The following is a 17,048-nucleotide window of genomic DNA, read 5'->3' as shown; positions in this document are numbered from 1 at the left end:
GGGCCCGCCGGCCCGAGCCGTCGGCGTCGCGGCTACTCGTTGCGTGCCGTTTCCGGTCCCGTGATCCGTGCGAGAAGCGGCATGGTGGAGGCGATGACGCCCAGCGAGGCCACGAGTCCGGCGAGCACGATCGCGTAGTACCGGACTCCTGGTGCCTGGACCGAGTATCCGAACTGGGCCCGCAGGAAGAGCTGAGCGGCCAGGAAGCCCATGCCGATCGCCACGACGGCGACCACCAGGAGTGGCACGGCGGTCTCCAGAAGCACCACGCGCCGCAGCATCCCGAGCGGAGTGCCGGTCAGCCGCAGCAGGCTGAAGGGGCGTTTGCGGTCGCGCAGGCCTCCGGCCACGTTCACCGCCAGGCTGCAGCCGGCGATGGGAAAACTCACCAGAACGACCACGTCGGCCAGTTGTCGGTAGCCGGCGAGCTGCGCGCCCATTTCGGCGTGATCCTCCTGGACGGTCCGCGGGACGTCCTGGCCGGGGTACGCGTTCATCAGGATGGTGCGCGCGCGTTCGATCGCCGTTGTCGAGCCGTCGGTGGCCACGACGATCTCCACGACCGGAAGGCGGGCGAGGCGTTGGGCGGAGATCCCGGCGGCGGGCCATGCCTCGGGCCAGTGCTCCCATTCGTACGTCCCGAAGGTGCCGAAGTACTGGGCGACCGACGCCGCTTCGGCTCCGGAGGCGCAGGTGTTGTGGGCCGGCATCGTCGCGAGTTGCGCGCACGAGGCCAGGCCTGCCACCGGCGGTGTCGTGGAACCCTGGCCGTCGTAGGCGGGATCCGATGTGCCGAGCGGGTTCGTGTGGATCACCAACACGCCTGTGACGCCCGGTACGGAGTTCAGGTCGTCGAGGGCCGCCTGTGAGGGAGGGGGCACGCTGCCGATCGGACGTCCTGACGCGTGGTCGAAGTCGGTGACGTAGTGGGTGTCGACAGCGCCGGCGACGGAGCGACCGGCTTGCGGGATGCCGCGTTCGGCGTTCAGTGCGCCGATGATCCCGACGGCGGTGCTGGTCACGCACAGGGCGAGGACCAGTCCGCTGACGGCGCGGAAGCCCGCCTTCGGGTCGTCCGAGAGCCGCCGCCCCGCGACGAGCAGCGCCGGCCTGCTGGTGGCCCGGGCCAGGACTCGTGCCCCGGCCATGGTCAGCCACGGGCCGGCGATCACGAGTCCGGTGAGGACCAGCAGGATTCCCGAGACGAAGACCACGATCTGGCCGTCGGTGCTCTCGGGCACCCGGCCGATGACCCAGGAGAGTTCGGCGACGCCCGCGGCCAGTGGGATCACCCGGTAGATCCGCGGCGGGCGGGGCGTGACGCGCCGGGTGACCCCCAGCGGGGAGACCTGTACACGCCGCAGGGCGATCCGCGCCGCGATCGCGGCCCCCACAGGGACGGCGACGGAGACGAGAAGGATGTTGCCGGTGGAGAGCGTGAGGTCGTCGGCGAAGTACGGCGTCCCGGTGAGGTCGACAGCCGCCAACTGCGTGCGGAACAGGGAGAAAAGGCCAAAACCGGCGGCAGTGCCGATGACCGCAGCGACCGTTGATTCGACGGTCGCGATCACTGTGATCTGCCGCGGCGTGGCGCCCACCAGGCGCATCGCGGCGAAGCGCTGCTCGCGGCGGGCGGCTGCCAGCCGGGTGGCCGTGCCGATGAGAATGAGCACGGGGAAGATCAGGGCGGTGCCCGCGACGGAGAGGATGAGCTTGATACCGCTGTTGTCGATGCCTGCCCTGACCGTGCAGTTCGTGCCGTTGCAGTTGCCGGGTGCGACGGTGGTGATCGAGGTGACCCGGGTCGCACCGGGCTGCTTCGCCAACTCGTCGGGGTGGCGGCCGATGACGACGACCAGGGAGTCGGGGCCCGGCAGTGCCGCCGGGCCGACCGTACCGACCTCGTGGCCGGGGTAACGGTCGGCGAGTTCGGCGGCCGGGGTGGAGTGGAGGAGCTTGCCGAGGGCCGGCGACACGTAGAACTCGCCCGGTCCTGGCAGGCGCGCAAGTCCCGGTGGGACCGGGGCGTTCGGGCCGGTGGGGGCGACGTCGACACGGCCGATGAGCCTGCCGTCGAAGCGGTCGGCCCTGAGCAGCCACCACAGCGGGTCCGCGTCCGGTTCCGCGGCAGACGGGTGTGATGCGCTCTTGCTGGTGCCGGTGTTGAGCCAGGCGTTGCGGCTGTTCTGGGTGGCGGTGGCATTGACGGCCGCCAGAATGCTCAGCAGCAGACCGACTCCGACGGCCACGGCGGCCGCGATGACGGCGAGCCGGGCGGCGGCCTCTCTGCCGCCGTTCAGGGTGAGGCGCAGGCCGAGGTTGATCACGAGGCGATCCGTCCTGCGGACAGCGGCGTCACCGTGCCGTCGCGGACGACGACTTCGCGGCTTGCGAAGGCGGCCACCCGCGGCTCGTGGGTGACGAGGACGACGGTGGTGCCCTCCTGGCGCACGGAGTCGACCAGCAGGTCCATGACGTGCTCGCCGGTGAGCGAGTCGAGCGACCCGGTCGGCTCGTCGGCAAACAGCACGCGGGGCCGGGACACCAAGGCGCGCGCCAGGGCGACGCGTTGGGCCTGCCCGCCGGAGAGTTCACCGGACCGGCGTCCCTCGAGACCGTCCAGGCCGAGCCGTCCGAACCACCGCCGGGCCTCGGCAAGCGCGGTCGCCCTGCGGGACTTGGCAAGCAGCAGCGGCAGGGCGATGTTCTCCTCGGCGGTCAACTCGGGGACGAGCTGGCCGAATTGGAACACGAAGCCGAAGTGGTCCCGGCGCAGCGCGCTGCGCTCGGGTTCGCGCTCGGTGTCGAGGCGGTGGCCGTCGAACCAGATCTCGCCGGCGTCGGGGACCAGGATCCCGGCCAGGCAGTGCAGCAGCGTGGATTTTCCGGAACCGCTGGGGCCGGTGACGGCCAGGATCTCGCCGGCGCGGGCGGAGAGGTCGGCTCCCCGCAGCGCCGGGGTCTGCCCGAACGACAGGACCACGTTCCGGGCTTCCACGAGGAAGCCTTCGTCCGTACTCATGAGCGGACCTCCGCGGTGAGGGCGGCGAGGCGTGCCACGGTCTGGTCGATCCACCGGAGGTCGGCCTCCAGGTGGTAGACGCCGTGGTCGGCGAGGAGTGAGTCGATCGTGCTGCCGGTCCTGCGCAGTTCGGTCAGTTCCCGCATCCGCTCCATGTGGGAGGCGCGCTGGATGTCGAGATAGGCACGGGGGTCGCGCTCCAGCAGCAGCGCCAGTACGACCTTGGTGAACAGCACGGTCTGCAGGTGCGGTTCACCCGCGACCGGTTCGGTGAGCCAGGTCTCGACCTGCGTGACCCCCAGCTCGGTGATCACGTACCGCTTGCGGTCCGGGCCCGACCCGGGCTCGGCCTCGCCGACCTCGACCTTGCCGTCGCGGGCGAGGCGGCTCAAGGTCGAGTACACCTGCCCGGCGGGCAGCGGCTTGCCCCGGCCGAAGTAGGCGTCGTAGTCGCGTTTGAGGTCGTAGCCGTGGCTCGACTCCCGTTCGAGGAGGCCGAGGAGCGCCAGAGGAACAGTCATACCTCAGTGTCTACACTCAGTATCTACTCGACGTCAACGAGCATGTCGGCAAGGGTCATTGGGGAGGGCCGGGTGGTGGGCCCCCGCCCACCGAGCCTTATAAGGCCGTCTTAAGGTTTCCCGAGAGTTCCCTTGAGTTCCGGGCGGTCTGCTGGATCGCGGGCGCCGGCGGCCGCCGGTTCGCCCGTGAACCCGAAGGAGACCACGCATGAGCAGCAAGGCGCGTTGGATCACCGTGGCGGCCGCGGCCGCCACGGTGGGCTGCCTGACGGCGTCCGCAGTCGCGGCCCCGTCGCCCGGCCCGGCCAAGGCGGGGGCCGCCACAGCCGTGGAGGCGAAGGTCAAGCCGGGCACGTCCGGAAAGGCCGCAGAGGCGGAGAAGGCACAGAAGGCCGGAAGGCCTGGGAAGCCCGGGGGGCCCGCGGAGGACCGTGCGCGGATCGCGGCGTCACTGGCGAAGGGCATCGCCTCCCGCCTGGGCGTGAGCCTCGCGTCCGCGCAGGAAGCGGTGAAGGAACTGTTCGCACTGGCCGACGGCCCGGGCGGCGGCGTCGACCCGAACAGCCGTCAGTTCGCCGCCGTCGCCGGCAAGCTCGGGGCCACCCCCGCGCAGCTCGAGAAGGCCCTCACCGCGACCAAGCGGGCGATCGGGGGGCACGTCGACGGCGGCAAGCACGGGGGCAAGGGCAAGCCGGGAGACGGCAAGAGCGTCATCAAGCACGAGGGCTCGGACGGTGACGAGGCCGTGAAACTCTTCGCGACGGGCGTCGCCACGCGGCTGGATGTCGGGACCGCCGCGGCGGAGCGAGCGGTCAGGGAGCTGTTCACGCAGGCCGGCCGACCCGGCGGCATCGAGGTCGGCAGCGCGAGGTTCCGGGCCATCGCCAAGGAACTCGGGGTCAGCGCGGCCCGGTTCGAGAAGGCCCTGTCCGGCACCAAGCAGGAGCTGGCCGCCCAGGGACCGTCCGCGAAGGGCTGAGCCCATCGCGCGGGGCGGCCGGCCCGGAGCAGTCCGCTCCGGCCGCCCTTATCCCTTGCTGACCTCACGGACGGGACGATGACGGCCATGCGTGTGCTGGTGGTGGACGACGACGACGCGGTGCGCCTGGCGCTCTCCCGGGCCCTGGCGCGGGACGGCCACGAGGTGGTCGAGGCGGCGGACGGGACCGGGGCCCTGGCGGCACTCGGCGCCGGCCGCGCTGACGCCGTCATCCTCGACGTGCTAATGCCGGAGCCCAACGGGCTGGAGGTGTGCCGAAGGATCCGCGCCCGGGGAGACCGCGTGCCGATCCTGATGCTCACGGCGCGCGACCTCGTCGAGGACCGGGTGGCCGGGCTGGACGCGGGCGCCGACGACTACCTGGTCAAGCCCTTCGCCCTGGACGAGCTCAGGGCTCGTGTCCGTGCGCTGCTGCGCCGCGGTGGCCCTCCGCAGGCGGAGCTGATCCGCTTCGCCGACCTGGAGCTGGACGTCGCCGCCTGCCGCGCACGCCGCGGCGATCGGACGCTGGAACTCACGCGTACCGAGTACGCCCTGTTCGAGCTCTTCCTCCGCAACCCCCATCGCGTACTGAGCCGCTCGCTGATCTTCGACGCGGTGTGGGGCTACGACTTCGGCCCGTCCTCCAACGCCCTGTGGGTCTACATCAGTTACCTGCGCGCCAAACTGGAGGCCGACGGCGAGCCACGACTGCTGCAGACCGTTCGCGGACTGGGTTACGTACTGCGGGAGGAGCCGTGACTCTGCGCAACCGAGTCGCCCTGGCCGGTGGCGCCGTGGTCTTCGCGGCCCTGCTGCTGGCCTCGCTGGTCATCTACCCGTCGCTCGGCGCCGGCCTGCGCCGGCAGAGTGATGACGTGCTGACGTCCGCCGCCGACCGTGACGCGTCGCAGCTGCTGAAGGACTTCAAGTTCAAGATGGAGCAGATGGAACGGGAAGGCACCCGTCTGACCGTGCCGACCTCGCCGGTCACCGTCGGCTCCACACAACTGCAGTTCGTGGCGCCTCCGGTGGCAGCCGGACCGGGCGGCGGCTTCATTCCCGTCAGCAGGCACGACGTCGAGGTCGCTCTGGGCAAGGCCCCGGCGTATTTCCAGGACGCGGAGTACGGAGGGGTGAGGTACCGCGTCTACACCGCGCCGTTGAGCGGCTGGGACGGTGCGCTGGTCAGAGCCGCCATCCGGCAGTCCGTCGTCACCTCCACCCTGGACCGGCTCACCGTCCTCCTGGCCGTGATCACCGCCGGCGGCACCCTGCTGGCCGCCCTCGGCGCCCGCCTCCTGGCCGGCCGGGTGCTGCGCCCCGTACGGCAACTCACCGACACTGTCGAACACATCACGGCGACCCAGGACCTCACCGCGCGCATCGACGTGCACGGCCGCGACGAGATCGCCCGGCTGGCGCGCTCCTTCACCGCGATGATGGCCGCGGTCGAGGAGTCCGTGACCGCACAACGACGGCTGGTCTCCGACGCCTCACACGAACTGCGCACCCCGCTGACGAGTATCACCACCAACCTGGAACTGCTGAGCGAGGGCCCCGGCGTGGCCGACCCGCAGGCGCCCGCGCTGGTCGAGCAGGCCCGCACGCAGACCCGGGAACTACGGGACTTGGTCAACGACCTGGTCGAACTGGCCCGTCACGGGCAGCAGCACCTTCACACCGAGGACACCCGCCTCGATCTCCTGGCCGAGCGGGTCGTCGCGCGTATCGCCCGGCGCAGCCCTCAGGTCTCCCTGCGGACCGAACTGGCCCAGTGCCTGGTGCACGCCGACCCCGATGCGCTGGAACGGGCCATCGGCAACCTCGTCGACAACGCGGTCAAGTGGAGCCCGGACGGCGGCCAGGTGCTGGTCCGTGTCGCCCCCGACGGCACGGTCACGGTCACCGACCAGGGCCCCGGCATCCCGGAGGACGACCTGCCCTTCGTCTTCGACCGCTTCTACCGCTCGCCGACCGCCAGGTCCCTTCCCGGCTCCGGACTCGGGCTCGCCATCGTCAAACAGGTCGCCGAGATGCACGGCGGCCGCGTCACCGCCGAACCGCAGGAGCACGGGCTGTGCATGCGGCTCTGCCTCCCTCCCACCACGTGAGCCGGGGCGCCGGCATCCGGGGCGGGTGCCGACTGCCCGATCCGCGGCGTCGGGCTTCTTGAATACTCAGCACTGAATGAGTATGCGGACGGATACGCACCAAACGACCGGGTCCTTACCGTTGCGATCATGAAACCGACTCCCCTCCCGCGCAGGCGGGCCGTCGTCTGGCAAAGCCTGGCGTTCATGACAGCCTTGTACGGCCTGCTCATTGGCGGGTTGACCCTGTGGGTCATGCAGCTTCCCAGATCGGTCGGATACGGGGAATGTGAGGGAATCGGCTTCGGCTGCACCCTCAGCCCGCATGAAACCTGGGTGGTGTTCGTGGTGCCGGTCCTTCGCCTTGTGATTCTCCCCGTGGCACTGCTTGCCTCCACCGTCATGCTCGGGTACCAGGTGACCCGAAGGCAGCCCAAGTCGGCCTGGACCATAGGGACGATGTCTGCACTTACCGGCTGGCTCGCCGGGCCGAGCGTATTGTTGCTTCTGTCCATACTCTGAAACGGATGACGCCCGAGGTCCGGAGGCGTCATCGGGCGAACCCGCGCCTTCCGCCGCTCCTATGGCCCGCCGACCCCGCCCGGTATCGTGCGCGAATTCGACTCCCTGCTGCTCGACATCCACCTGTGAGGGGAAACCGGCATGCGTGTGGGCATCACGGGGCATCGTGGGCTGTCGCCGGAGGTCGAGGCACACGTCCGTGCCGAGCTCGCCAAGCTGGTCGACGCCACCGGGGCGGAGGACCTGATCGGCATCAGCTGCATCGCCGACGGCCCGGACACCTGGTTCGCCCAGGCCGTCGTCGCGCACGGCGGCCGCCTCGAAATGGTCATCCCGGCCACCGAGTACCGCGAGAGCCTGCCCGCATCGCACCACCCCGTGTACGACGAGCTGATGGCCCGTGCCGCCGACGTCCACCACACCGGGTTGCGCGAATCCGACTCACAGGCCCACCAGGCAGGCAGCGAGATCGTCGTGGGCCTGGTCGATCAACTGATCGCCGTATGGGACGGGCAGCCGGCCCGCGGCTACGGCGGCACCGCCGACGCCGTCGCCTACGCGCACGGCGTGGGTGTACCCGTACGGATCGTGTGGCCCGAAGGCGCCACCCGCGACTGAACCACCGATCGCGCTGCGCTTCCCGTCCAACTCCCGGGCCTGCTCGGGCCACACCAGCGTGTGGAGGACGTATCTGCTTCTGCACCATCATCAACAGAGCCAGGTGGAGCCCTTTTCCATTACGGTTTGCCAATACCAACCGGCCGCAAGCTTTAGCCAAGAGGTTCAGATGCTCTACCAGAGCCCTGCCGACTTTCGCGCCGAGTACGCCAGAGTGCACGACCGCGACAGAACCGATGGATTCGGCGCGGTGTCCGCACTGGAAGAGGTGATCGTCGTCAGCGAGACCCCGGAGACGGCGCGGATCGAGGCACGCTGGTTCACGTACGGCCACGACCCGGATTCCGGGTCCTATGACGTTTATGAGCGCACCGCCTTCGTCCTGATCAAGCGTCACGACGGGTGGCGCCTGCACTCCGAGGAACGTCTCGGCTACGAGTGACAACCGACCCAGTGCCCTGGGCCCGGCTCCACGTACGGCCGCGTCGCTGTCGTCACCGGCCTGCTCGCCCACCGGGCCCTGGGCTCACTGAAGACCTGCGCGAGCACGATCCCGAGAGCCGGGCGGACCGCTGGCGCTGGTCGCGCGGAGCGCGCGGGAGTGACCTGCATGGCAGTACCGCCGAGCCCGCCGAGACTGCCCACTTCTCCGTCGCGCCGCGGCTCGCCGTGCCACTCCCCCGCCGGCACACCCGGCGTGCTCGAAGACACCGCCGCCGTGCCACACCATCGGCCAGGAACACACCGGCAACCAGGGCGTCCGGAGCGCACCGTGGCCTTGGTCGACGCCTGGGGAAACAGTTCCTCGGCGGAACCGTGGGCGACGGTCCACCCGCCGGCCAGGATGAGGATCCGGTCAGCGAGTTTCTCCGATCCGGCGAGATCGTGAGTGGTCAGTCGCCCCCGCGTTGAGGTCCGGGGTGGGCCGATGGACCAGACTCTGGAATGCTGCGTCCACCTGCAAGCCCCCCACCGAAGGGCCCCCATGCCACAGTCCCTGTGGAAGCGGCACGGCCTGGTGCTGGCCGCCGGCGCCACGTGCGTCCTCGTCAACGGCGAAGGCATCGGACCTCTATGGCTCGTCGGGCTCGCCCTGCTGGCGGCAGGTCTGCTCATGCGGCAGGCGATGACGCGTGCTCAGCGCCCGCCACGTGAACAACCCCCGCCACTGGCGCTGGACATCCCCGTGAACGGCCGTTGGACGGCACGCAACGGGCCCGCCACCAAGGTGCCCAGCCATACTCACCACCTCGCGCAGACGTACGCCCTCGACCTGGCCCGCCGCCCGGCGCCGGAACCTGTGTGGCTGTGGCCGCTGACACGTCGTCCCGAGTCCTATCCGTCCTTCGGAGAACCGGTGCTGGCGCCGGCGAGCGGTCGGGGGGTCGCCGCCGATGACCGCCATCGGGACCACCTGACGCGAACCTCCCTGGCCGGCCTGCTCTACGTACTGCCGGAGGGCTTCGTGCGCTCCCTCGGTCTGCCCCGCCATCTGCTGGGCAACCATCTGATCCTCGACTTGGGCGAAGGGGCCTACGCCGTCTTTGCACACCTGCGGCGCCACTCGCTGAAGGCGGACGTCGGGGACAGCGTGACGGCCGGTCAGCAACTGGCCGAATGCGGCAACTCGGGCAACTCCTCCGAGCCCCACCTGCACTTCCAGCTCATGGACAGCCCCGACATCACCTCGGCCCACGGCCTGCGCTTCACTTGGCGGTACCAGAACGACGACGGCCACGAGCACGAGGGCATTCCCGCCGACAACACCTGCTTCGTCCCCGTCCGGACCGCCCTCGCCGACTCGTCGGAGCCCCACGCCGCGTCATAGCCGGGACCGAGTGCAATGCGGACCGACTGGGGCGCGCCTCCGGAAAAGGTGGCGGCTGCTACGGCGGCAGTCAGCGGTTCCCGCGTCGGCTGCGGATGCTGAGGGCGACAACGGAGACCAGGAACCAGAAGGCACCGAAGGCCGAGTATCCGGCGACGGTGGACAGGCTGCTCGTCGCGGAGGCGGACGTGGCGGCGACGGTGGCGCCGGCGAGCACGGACTGTGCACCACTGATGATCATCGGCCACTGGGCGCCGACGGTGCGCCGGCGCCGGATCGCCACGACGAGCTGGATGGCGCCGGAAAGCAGGGCCCAGACGCCGAACACGAGCAGGGCTGTCGCGACGGTGGAGAACACGGCGATGATCATTGCTGCGGTCGTAGCCAGGCCGAGACCCACGTTGACGGTACTCACGGGGTTCGCGGTGCCGGTGCCGGCCAGGCGACGCTCGAGGAGTGTGGCGACGGCGTCCCACAGGGGGTAGACGACGAGCAGCACGGCCGCGATCGCCGTGGGCCTGTCCGTCGACACGAGTGAGGCGGAGGTCGCGAAGAGGAGTGCCACCCAGATGAGCGAGAAGACGACTCGGATCAGGTGGAGCGATCGGAGCCCGGAGGGCGACGTCATGGCCGTGGTCGAAGTGGCCGAGGTTACGGTGGTGGTCTGAGTCATCGGGTGTCCCGTGGTGATCGTGACGGTGTGAGACGGTCGCCTCGATGAGGAGTCTCAGGCGCCTCGGGAGGCGCCGCGTACTTCGAACGAAGTAGTTCTGCCGTCCGCTTCGACGGCATGTGCCCCGCCGTCCCGATCTACATCATTCGAAGTACACGACCGCCGCAGACGTGGACGAGAATCGGCTCATGGACAAGGCGCGGAACAGTCAGGACGGGCTCACGGCACCGCTGTGGGTCCGCCGCCCCGAGGTGCCGCACCGGGTCGCCTACACGCTGGCCGCGCTGGTGTTCACCGGCCAGATCGTGGCGGCGGTCCTGCGGGGTTCGGACTGGCCGACGGTCCTCTCCGTGCTCCTCGCCGGCGCCGGCGTCACCCTCTCGTGGTGCAAGCCGTGGGCGGGACTCGTCGTCACGAGCGCGGCGTCCTTCGCCGTCACAGCGGTGGGCCACGACCCCTTCTCGGTGTGGATGATGGCGGTGCTCGTACTGTTCTCGGTCACCCTCAGGGGAAAGCAGCCGCTGGCCGCCACCGGCATCGTGGCGGCGTTCTTCCTCGGGGCGTTCATGACAGTCGGAGGATTCCGTGGCGGCGCGGTCGTGGGAGCCGCCGCCTTCTTCTCGGCTGTGGGCGGAGGGGCGACGGGAGCCGCGCTCCGCATCCACCGCGACCACTGGTGGACCCTGGAGGAACGGGCCGAGAGCGCCATCGCCACCCGCGAGATCGAAGCCACCCGGCGCGTGACCGAAGAGCGGCTCCGCATCGCCCGAGACCTCCACGACGTCATCGGTCACCAGGTCGCGATGCTGAGCCTGCATCTCGGCGCGGCGGAGATCGGGCTGCCCGAAGACGCCGATTCCTCCCGGCAGGCCCTCGTCTCGGCCAGGTCCAGCGCCCGCACCGTCATCGTCGAAACACAACGCATCCTCGCGCTCCTCCGCCTCGGGGACGACGTCCCCGACGGCGAGGCACTGCGGCCGACCCCGGCGCTCAGCGGCTTGGAAGGCCTCATCGCCTCTTTCGAGAGCATCGGCCTCGACATCCGGTCCTCCATCGACATTCCCGCCGGCTTCGTGGAGCCCAGCGTCGGCGTGACGGTCTACCGCGTGGTTCAGGAAGCACTCACGAATGCCTACCGGCACGGTGAGGGGACGGCGACGGTGGATGTGGGCGAGCGCGACGGCAGGATCTGCGTCACGGTGGAGAACCGCGTCGGTCAGTCGCCCGGCGGCTCCGGGTCGGGCAGCGGACTCGGCCTCGTGGGGATGCGCGAACGCGTCGAGTCCTCCAGCGGGCGGCTGACGATCGACAGTCACGACGGGCGATTCCGGGTCCACGCGGAGTTCAGCCCCTTGGGAGCCGTCGTCCGATGACACGCATCCTGATCGTCGACGACCAGGACGACATCAGGGCCGGCATCCGGACGATGCTCCGGCTCGACCCGGGTCTCGTTGTCGTGGCCGACCTCTCCGACGGACTCCAGGTCGTCCCCTTCCTCCGGGAGCACCCCGTCGACTTGGTCCTGATGGACATCCGGATGCCCGGCATCGACGGTGTCGAGGCCACCCGCCGGATCCGCGCGGAGCATCCGCCCGAGAAGACGCGGGTGATCGTGCTGACCACGTTCGATCAGGACGACATCGTCCTCGCGGCCCTGCGCGCGGGCGCCAACGGTTTCCTGAGCAAAACCGTGAGCCCCGCTGAACTCGTCGCCGGAATCGCCGAGGTCGTCGGCGGAGGCGGTGCGCTGTCGGCCGCCGCGACGGCCGCGCTCATCGGGCACATGACCCACAGCCCGCCCCCGGTGATCGACAAGGAACTCCTGCGGCGCTTCGACGCTCTGACCCCCAGGGAACGGGACGTGGTCGTCCTCGTCGCAAGCGGTCTCGGCAACGACGAGATCGCGGCCCAGCTGTCCGTGTCGCCGTTCACCGTGAAGACCCACGCCGTGCGGGCCATGACAAAGGTCGGCGCACGTGACCGGGCTCAGCTCGTCTCGTTCGCCTTCCGGGCCGGCCTGTACCCCTGAGCCCTCAAGGCCGTTGTTGGGGGGCGGCGCCGGCCCGCCGGCACACGCCTTGAATCCATCTGGCATATGCGGAAAAATTGGACACACGGCACATGGTGCTGAAGGCAAGCGAGAGGAGTGCTTCATGATCGCCAAGCTGCTCGCCAAGTTGTCCTTCACCCGCAACTACGGTGCGTACGGGGCCCACGACTGGGGCACGCACACCGCCGACGACAGGGTGTGACCACACGGTCGGCGGGCGCCCCCGGGCTCCCGTCGGCTCGTGACCACGCTCCCTACGGCACAGGCCTGACCGCTCCAAGAAGTCAGGGGCCGATCCCATGGGCCGTGTGAACGAGCCACCGCGGTTGCCGGGAGGCAGCTTCGCGGCTTGGAGCCGCGACCGGCTTGAACTGGCGCGTCGCGGCGCTGAGGAGTGCGGGGACGTCTGGCAGCTCGAGTCGGGTGTCTACGTAGCTGCCACGGCCGGGGTGTGCGAAGCGGTCCTGCACCGCGCACAGGATTTCCCCAAGCCGTCCTCGCCCCTCTTCCCGTCGTTGAAGCGGGCCGGCGGAGCGCCGCTGCCCGAGGAACGGGCGCACGCTCGCGCCGCCCGCATGCGTGGACTGCGCCCGCAGGCGGTCGCGGCCCGGATCGGTGAGATCGCGCCCGGGACCGCTCGTTTTGCCGACCAGTGGCCCACGGACCGGGACGTCGAGATCCTGCCCCTGGTCCGGCCCGTCCTGGCGGAGATCGGCGTGCGCTACCTCTTCTCCGAGGATGCTCCCGCCCTGCTGCCCTTCGCCTGGCAGCTCTTCGTGGCCCGGGAGGTGCTCGTACGTCCCTCGCGCTGGGTATGGCCGCGCTGGGTGCCCACACCGGCACGGCGCTTCCGCACACGGCGGCAAGTCGCCTTCACCGACGCTCTGCGGCCCGTCGTCCGTCGGCGGCGTTCATCGGGCCGGCTCGGTGACGACGTGCTGGGACAGATGCTCCGGCCTTCCCCCCGCTACGGCTCGCTGTCGGAAGAGGTCATCCTCGACACCTTCCCCGGGATCACCGTCGCCACCTTCGAGACACCCTCCCGGGCAGCCGGATGGACCCTGCTCCACCTGGCCCGATACCCGCAGGCCGCGGACCGCGTCGCGGCCGAGGCCGCCCTCCTGCCCGCCGACCCGGCCACGACGACCAGCACCCACCTCGACAACCTGCGGTACACCCAGGCGCTGGTACGCGAAGTGCTCCGGCTGCACCCTCCGAGCTGGCTGCTCACCCGGCGCGCCCCGCGACAAACTCAGCTCGCCGACTACACCATCGACGCCGGATCCACCGTGCTCGTCTGCCCCTACACCGCCCACCGCGATGCACGGGAACACCCCGAACCGGACCGGTTCCGGCCCGAACGCTGGCTGGACGATTCGGGCCCGTCGGCGAAACCCGGGGTCTTCCTCGGCTTCGGTACCGGGCCGCACGGCTGTGAGGGAGCCGCTCTGGCCATGGCCATGCTCACACTCATGACCGCGCAGACAGCCCGCCGCTTCCACGTGAGCGAGCCACCCGGCACGGAACCCGGCTACCGGGTCACCACCTTCGAGGGTCTCGCAACCGCCGGCCTGCACCTGCGTGCCACCTTGCGCAGTTGAGGGCAGGCCATCTCACATTCCACACGCGCTCGGCTCGCCGGCTCATGGTTCGCTCATCGTGCCGGCGAAGAAGACGTGTTCCCGCAGGCGCCCCTCCTCGGTGAAGCCGGGGGCCCAGACGGCCTGCTCCTTCGCCCACCCGTATCGATGCCGTCGTTATGCTGGTTTGTGATGGTTTTCCGCCGTGCCGTGCCCCTTGGTTCCCGTCCGACGCCGCGGACAGCGGCCGCAGCGCCGGCTTGAGGGTTCGCAGCTCCCGCTCCCTGTGGAGGTCGGGGTGAAGGTTGTCGTCGATCTTTCGCGATGTGCGGGGTATGCGCAGTGCGCGTTCCTGGCTCCGGAGGCGTTCCGGATGCATGGCGAGGAAGCCCTCCTGTACGACCCGAACCCGGACGACGCCTCGCGCGACCGGGTGCTGCGCGCCGCGGCCGCCTGCCCGGTCCAGGCGATCCTGGTCGACCGGTTGGAGGCGCGGCACTCATCGGCGGAGGCCTCACCGTCATGACCGGTGCCGACAACCTGGCGTTCAAGCGCGATGGCCGCATCGTGGTCGTCGGGGCTTCCCTGGCGGGGCTGCGCGCCGCCGAGGCGCTGCGCGACGAGGGTTTCACCGGATCGTTGACCATGATCGGTGACGAGCCGGGCGAACCCTACGACCGGCCTCCCCTGTCCAAGCAGGTACTGACCGGATGGGTGCCGGCCGGGAACACCACGTTGCCCCGCCGCCGCGGCATCGATGCGGAGTGGCTGCGGGGCGTGCCCGCCGGCGGGCTGGACCTCGCGACGCACCACGTGCGTCTCGCCGACGGACGCGAGGTTCCCTTCGACCGGGTGCTGATCTCCACCGGGGTACGGGCCCGGCCGTGGTTCGTCGAGTCCGAGGCGGCCCTGGACGGCGTGTTCGTCCTCCGTACACGCGAGGATGCCGAGAGCCTGCAGCAGGCCCTCGCCGCCGGGCCCTCCCGCGTGCTGGTCATCGGTGCGGGATTCACCGGCTCCGAGATCGCCTCCGTCTGCCGCGAGCGGGACATCCCGGTGACCGTCGTCGAACTCGCGCCGGCCCCGCTGGTCGGGGCGCTCGGCGCCATGATCGGCGAGGTCGCGGCCGCCATGCAGCGTGCTCACGGTGTCGACCTGCGGTGCGGTGTCGAAGTCGCCCGGCTGGAGGGCGACGCGCAGGGACGGTTTCGCCGTGCGCACTTCGACGACGGCAGTACGGTCGACGCCGATGTGGCGGTGGTGGCGCTCGGGAGCATCCGGAACACCGAGTGGCTGCGGGAATCGGGACTGGCGGCGGGCGTGTGGGGCATCACCTGCGACACGGGCTGCCGCGCCCTCGACGTCAACGGCCGCGTCACCGACGACGTCTTCGCCGCGGGAGACGTGGCGCGTTGCCCGAACCCCCTCTACGAGAACCGGCTCATCTCGATGGAGCACTGGGTCGACGCCGTCGAGCAGGCAGAGGTCGCGGCACACAACATGGTCAGCGTCCCGGAGGACCGCCGATCCCACCTGTCCGTCCCGCTGTTCTGGTCGATCCAGTTCGGCGTCAACATCAAGTCCGTCGGTGTGCCGACCTTCGCCGACGAAGTGGCCGTCACCCAGGGATCGCTGGACGACCACCGCTTCGTCACCGCGTACGGCTACGAGGGCCGCGTCACGGCCGCGGTGAGCTTCGACAACGGCAAGTGGCTCGACCACTACCGGCGTTTGATCGAGACGGCCGCACCGTTCCCGCCTCCCTGCCCCACGCCGGACCGGCCGGCCGACATGAGACCGCTGCCCGTCGACCTCCCCGGGCCCACCCTGCTCGCTCAGGGCGCCACGGTGGTCGTCACCGGCCAGGACCCGGGCGGGCGCCGCGTCACGGCCGCGCGCCGGCATCGGCAGCCGGAGGAGCGGACGACCACAACCGGCAGGCCCGGCATCCTGCAGCGGATCTTCGACTACTCCGCCCGGGCGGACCCGTACCCGCTGTACGCCGAGTTGCGTGAGACGCCGGTGGCCCGGCAGGAGGACGGCAGCTGGGTCATCAGTACGTACCGCGAGATCACGGACGTGCTGAATGACCCGCATCTGAGCTCCGACCTGGGCAATCTGTCGGATCCGCCACCGCCGGTCGAGGGAGCGGCCACGTCGTCGTTCATCCACATGGACCCGCCCGAGCACGATCGCCTGCGGCGTATGGCGACGCGTCACTTCGGCCCTCCGCATACCCCGGGGCTGGTGATCGGCATGGAGGACGCCCTGACCACCGTCGCCGTGGGCCTCATCGACGATTTCGCGGGCAAGGAGCGGATCGACATCGTCGACGATTTCGCCTTCCCGTTCCCCGTGACCGTGACCTGTCGCCTGCTCGGCGTGCCCCGCGCGGTCGAACCGGATGTCCACCGCTGGGTGAGCGATCTGATGAACTCGGTCGACGACAACCCTGAAACCGATCCGAAGGAGAAGCTGGACAAGGGCGTACAGGCCCGCAAGGACTTGTGCCGGTGCCTCGTCGAACTGGTGGAACAGAGCCACGGCCGGCCGGGAGACGGCCTGCTGTCACGACTGGCCAACGACGACGGGCCCGACGGCCGGATGGCCGACGCCGAGATCGTCGCCACCGCCAGACTGCTCCTCGTCGCCGGCCATGAGACCGTCGTCAACCTCATCACCAACGGCATGCTCACCCTGCTGCGCCACCCGCAGGTGCTGCGGCGACTGCGCGAGGAACCGGGCCTCGTCGTGCCACTGGTCGAGGAACTCCTGCGCTACGAGCCCCCCGTGCAGATCATTCCCTGGCGAGTGGCATACAGCGACCTCACCGTCGCCGACACCGTCATCCCCCAGGGCTCCCAGATCATGCTCATGCTGGCCTCCGGCAGCCGCGATCCGAAGCGCTTCCATGATCCGGACCGCTTCGACCCGGATCGGCACGACAACCGGCACCTGGGGTTCGGCAGCGGCATCCACCTTTGCTTCGGCGGCCCGCTGGCCCGGCGGGAGACCCAGATCGCGCTGACCGGACTGGTACGCCGGCTCGACCGCCCCAGCCTGGTCACCGACCCGCCGCCGTACCGGCCAAGCCCCGTTCTCCGGGGTCCGGTCCATCTCGACATCGAGCAGGGTGACGGCTGACACGGCAGCGAACGAGAG

Annotated in this window: 16 protein-coding genes and 2 pseudogenes; 13 read left to right on the top strand and 5 right to left on the bottom strand. The window is 70.3% G+C overall.

Annotated elements, in window-relative coordinates:
- Positions 1-32: 32 nt before the first annotated feature.
- From ABZ883_RS20630 to ABZ883_RS20620, 3 genes are read right to left on the bottom strand one after another with little or no spacing between them, the layout of a single operon-like run.
- Entirely contained in the window at positions 33-2,327 is a 2,295-nt protein-coding gene (locus ABZ883_RS20630; protein ID WP_360907919.1) for an FtsX-like permease family protein, read from the bottom strand.
- The gene (locus ABZ883_RS20625) at positions 2,324-3,022 is read right to left on the bottom strand and encodes an ABC transporter ATP-binding protein (protein ID WP_360907917.1); all 699 of its coding nucleotides are present in this window, start codon (positions 3,020-3,022) and stop codon (positions 2,324-2,326) included. Before ABZ883_RS20625 ends, ABZ883_RS20630 begins: the two co-directional genes overlap by 4 nt.
- A complete protein-coding gene (locus ABZ883_RS20620; RefSeq protein WP_360907915.1) occupies positions 3,019-3,543 on the bottom strand; it encodes a PadR family transcriptional regulator in 525 nt (174 codons plus the stop codon). The genes ABZ883_RS20625 and ABZ883_RS20620 overlap by 4 nt, the downstream gene beginning before the upstream one ends.
- A 208-nt stretch (positions 3,544-3,751) precedes the next feature.
- Here ABZ883_RS20620 and ABZ883_RS20615 point away from each other — a divergent pair, with 208 nt between their 5' ends.
- From ABZ883_RS20615 to ABZ883_RS20590, 6 genes are all read left to right on the top strand, one after another.
- Positions 3,752-4,522, top strand: coding sequence for a hypothetical protein (locus ABZ883_RS20615; protein WP_360907913.1), 771 nt, complete (start codon positions 3,752-3,754; stop codon positions 4,520-4,522).
- 87 nt (positions 4,523-4,609) lie between these two features.
- On the top strand, positions 4,610-5,284 hold the full coding sequence (locus ABZ883_RS20610) for a response regulator transcription factor (RefSeq protein WP_360908249.1): 675 nt from the start codon (positions 4,610-4,612) through the stop codon (positions 5,282-5,284).
- Positions 5,281-6,636 (top strand): HAMP domain-containing sensor histidine kinase, encoded by a 1,356-nt coding sequence (locus ABZ883_RS20605; RefSeq protein ID WP_360907911.1) that lies wholly within the window; start codon positions 5,281-5,283, stop codon positions 6,634-6,636. The genes ABZ883_RS20610 and ABZ883_RS20605 overlap by 4 nt, the downstream gene beginning before the upstream one ends.
- Positions 6,637-6,765: 129 nt before the next feature.
- Positions 6,766-7,137 (top strand): hypothetical protein, encoded by a 372-nt coding sequence (locus tag ABZ883_RS20600; protein WP_360907909.1) that lies wholly within the window; start codon positions 6,766-6,768, stop codon positions 7,135-7,137.
- 141 nt (positions 7,138-7,278) lie between these two features.
- The gene (locus tag ABZ883_RS20595; RefSeq protein ID WP_360907907.1) at positions 7,279-7,755 is read left to right on the top strand and encodes a hypothetical protein; all 477 of its coding nucleotides are present in this window, start codon (positions 7,279-7,281) and stop codon (positions 7,753-7,755) included.
- 169 nt (positions 7,756-7,924) lie between these two features.
- Positions 7,925-8,197, top strand: coding sequence for a hypothetical protein (locus ABZ883_RS20590; RefSeq protein ID WP_360907905.1), 273 nt, complete (start codon positions 7,925-7,927; stop codon positions 8,195-8,197).
- Positions 8,198-8,553: 356 nt separating this feature from the next.
- On the opposite strand, the pseudogene ABZ883_RS20585 reads toward ABZ883_RS20590, so the two are convergent.
- A pseudogene (locus tag ABZ883_RS20585) lies at positions 8,554-8,652 on the bottom strand (ABC transporter ATP-binding protein); the annotation flags it as partial.
- A gap of 88 nt (positions 8,653-8,740) precedes the next feature.
- Between ABZ883_RS20585 and ABZ883_RS20580 the strand changes: the two are divergent.
- Positions 8,741-9,583 carry a M23 family metallopeptidase gene (locus tag ABZ883_RS20580; RefSeq protein WP_360907903.1) on the top strand — a complete coding sequence of 281 codons (843 nt, stop codon included), beginning with the start codon at positions 8,741-8,743 and terminating at the stop codon, positions 9,581-9,583.
- A gap of 70 nt (positions 9,584-9,653) precedes the next feature.
- Here the strand turns inward: ABZ883_RS20580 and ABZ883_RS20575 are convergent, their stop codons facing one another.
- A complete protein-coding gene (locus ABZ883_RS20575) occupies positions 9,654-10,256 on the bottom strand; it encodes a DUF308 domain-containing protein (RefSeq protein ID WP_360907901.1) in 603 nt (200 codons plus the stop codon).
- A 188-nt stretch (positions 10,257-10,444) separates the two neighbouring features.
- On the opposite strand from ABZ883_RS20575, the gene ABZ883_RS20570 reads away from it, so the two are divergent.
- The 6 genes and pseudogenes from ABZ883_RS20570 to ABZ883_RS20545 all read left to right on the top strand — a co-directional run bounded on the left by ABZ883_RS20570 (position 10,445) and on the right by ABZ883_RS20545 (position 17,030).
- Entirely contained in the window at positions 10,445-11,629 is a 1,185-nt protein-coding gene (locus ABZ883_RS20570; protein ID WP_360907899.1) for a histidine kinase, read from the top strand.
- Entirely contained in the window at positions 11,626-12,285 is a 660-nt protein-coding gene (locus ABZ883_RS20565) for a response regulator transcription factor (protein ID WP_360907897.1), read from the top strand. Before ABZ883_RS20570 ends, ABZ883_RS20565 begins: the two co-directional genes overlap by 4 nt.
- 329 nt (positions 12,286-12,614) lie before the next feature.
- A complete protein-coding gene (locus ABZ883_RS20560) occupies positions 12,615-13,907 on the top strand; it encodes a cytochrome P450 (RefSeq protein ID WP_360907895.1) in 1,293 nt (430 codons plus the stop codon).
- Positions 13,908-14,184: 277 nt separating this feature from the next.
- On the top strand, positions 14,185-14,412 hold the full coding sequence (locus ABZ883_RS20555) for a ferredoxin (RefSeq protein WP_360907893.1): 228 nt from the start codon (positions 14,185-14,187) through the stop codon (positions 14,410-14,412).
- Positions 14,409-15,776: pseudogene (locus ABZ883_RS20550) on the top strand (FAD-dependent oxidoreductase); the annotation flags it as partial. The gene ABZ883_RS20555 and the pseudogene ABZ883_RS20550, both read left to right, overlap by 4 nt.
- A gap of 282 nt (positions 15,777-16,058) precedes the next feature.
- Positions 16,059-17,030, top strand: a complete 972-nt coding sequence (locus ABZ883_RS20545; protein ID WP_360908247.1) for a cytochrome P450 — start codon at positions 16,059-16,061, stop codon at positions 17,028-17,030.
- The last annotated feature ends 18 nt before the right edge of the window (positions 17,031-17,048 follow it).

Source organism: Streptomyces sp. NPDC046977 (genome assembly GCF_040644455.1).
Classification (GTDB): Bacteria; Actinomycetota; Actinomycetes; order Streptomycetales; family Streptomycetaceae; genus Actinacidiphila.
The sequence above is the reverse complement of the archived record's forward strand: the minus strand, read 5'-3'. Positions and strand labels throughout refer to the sequence as shown.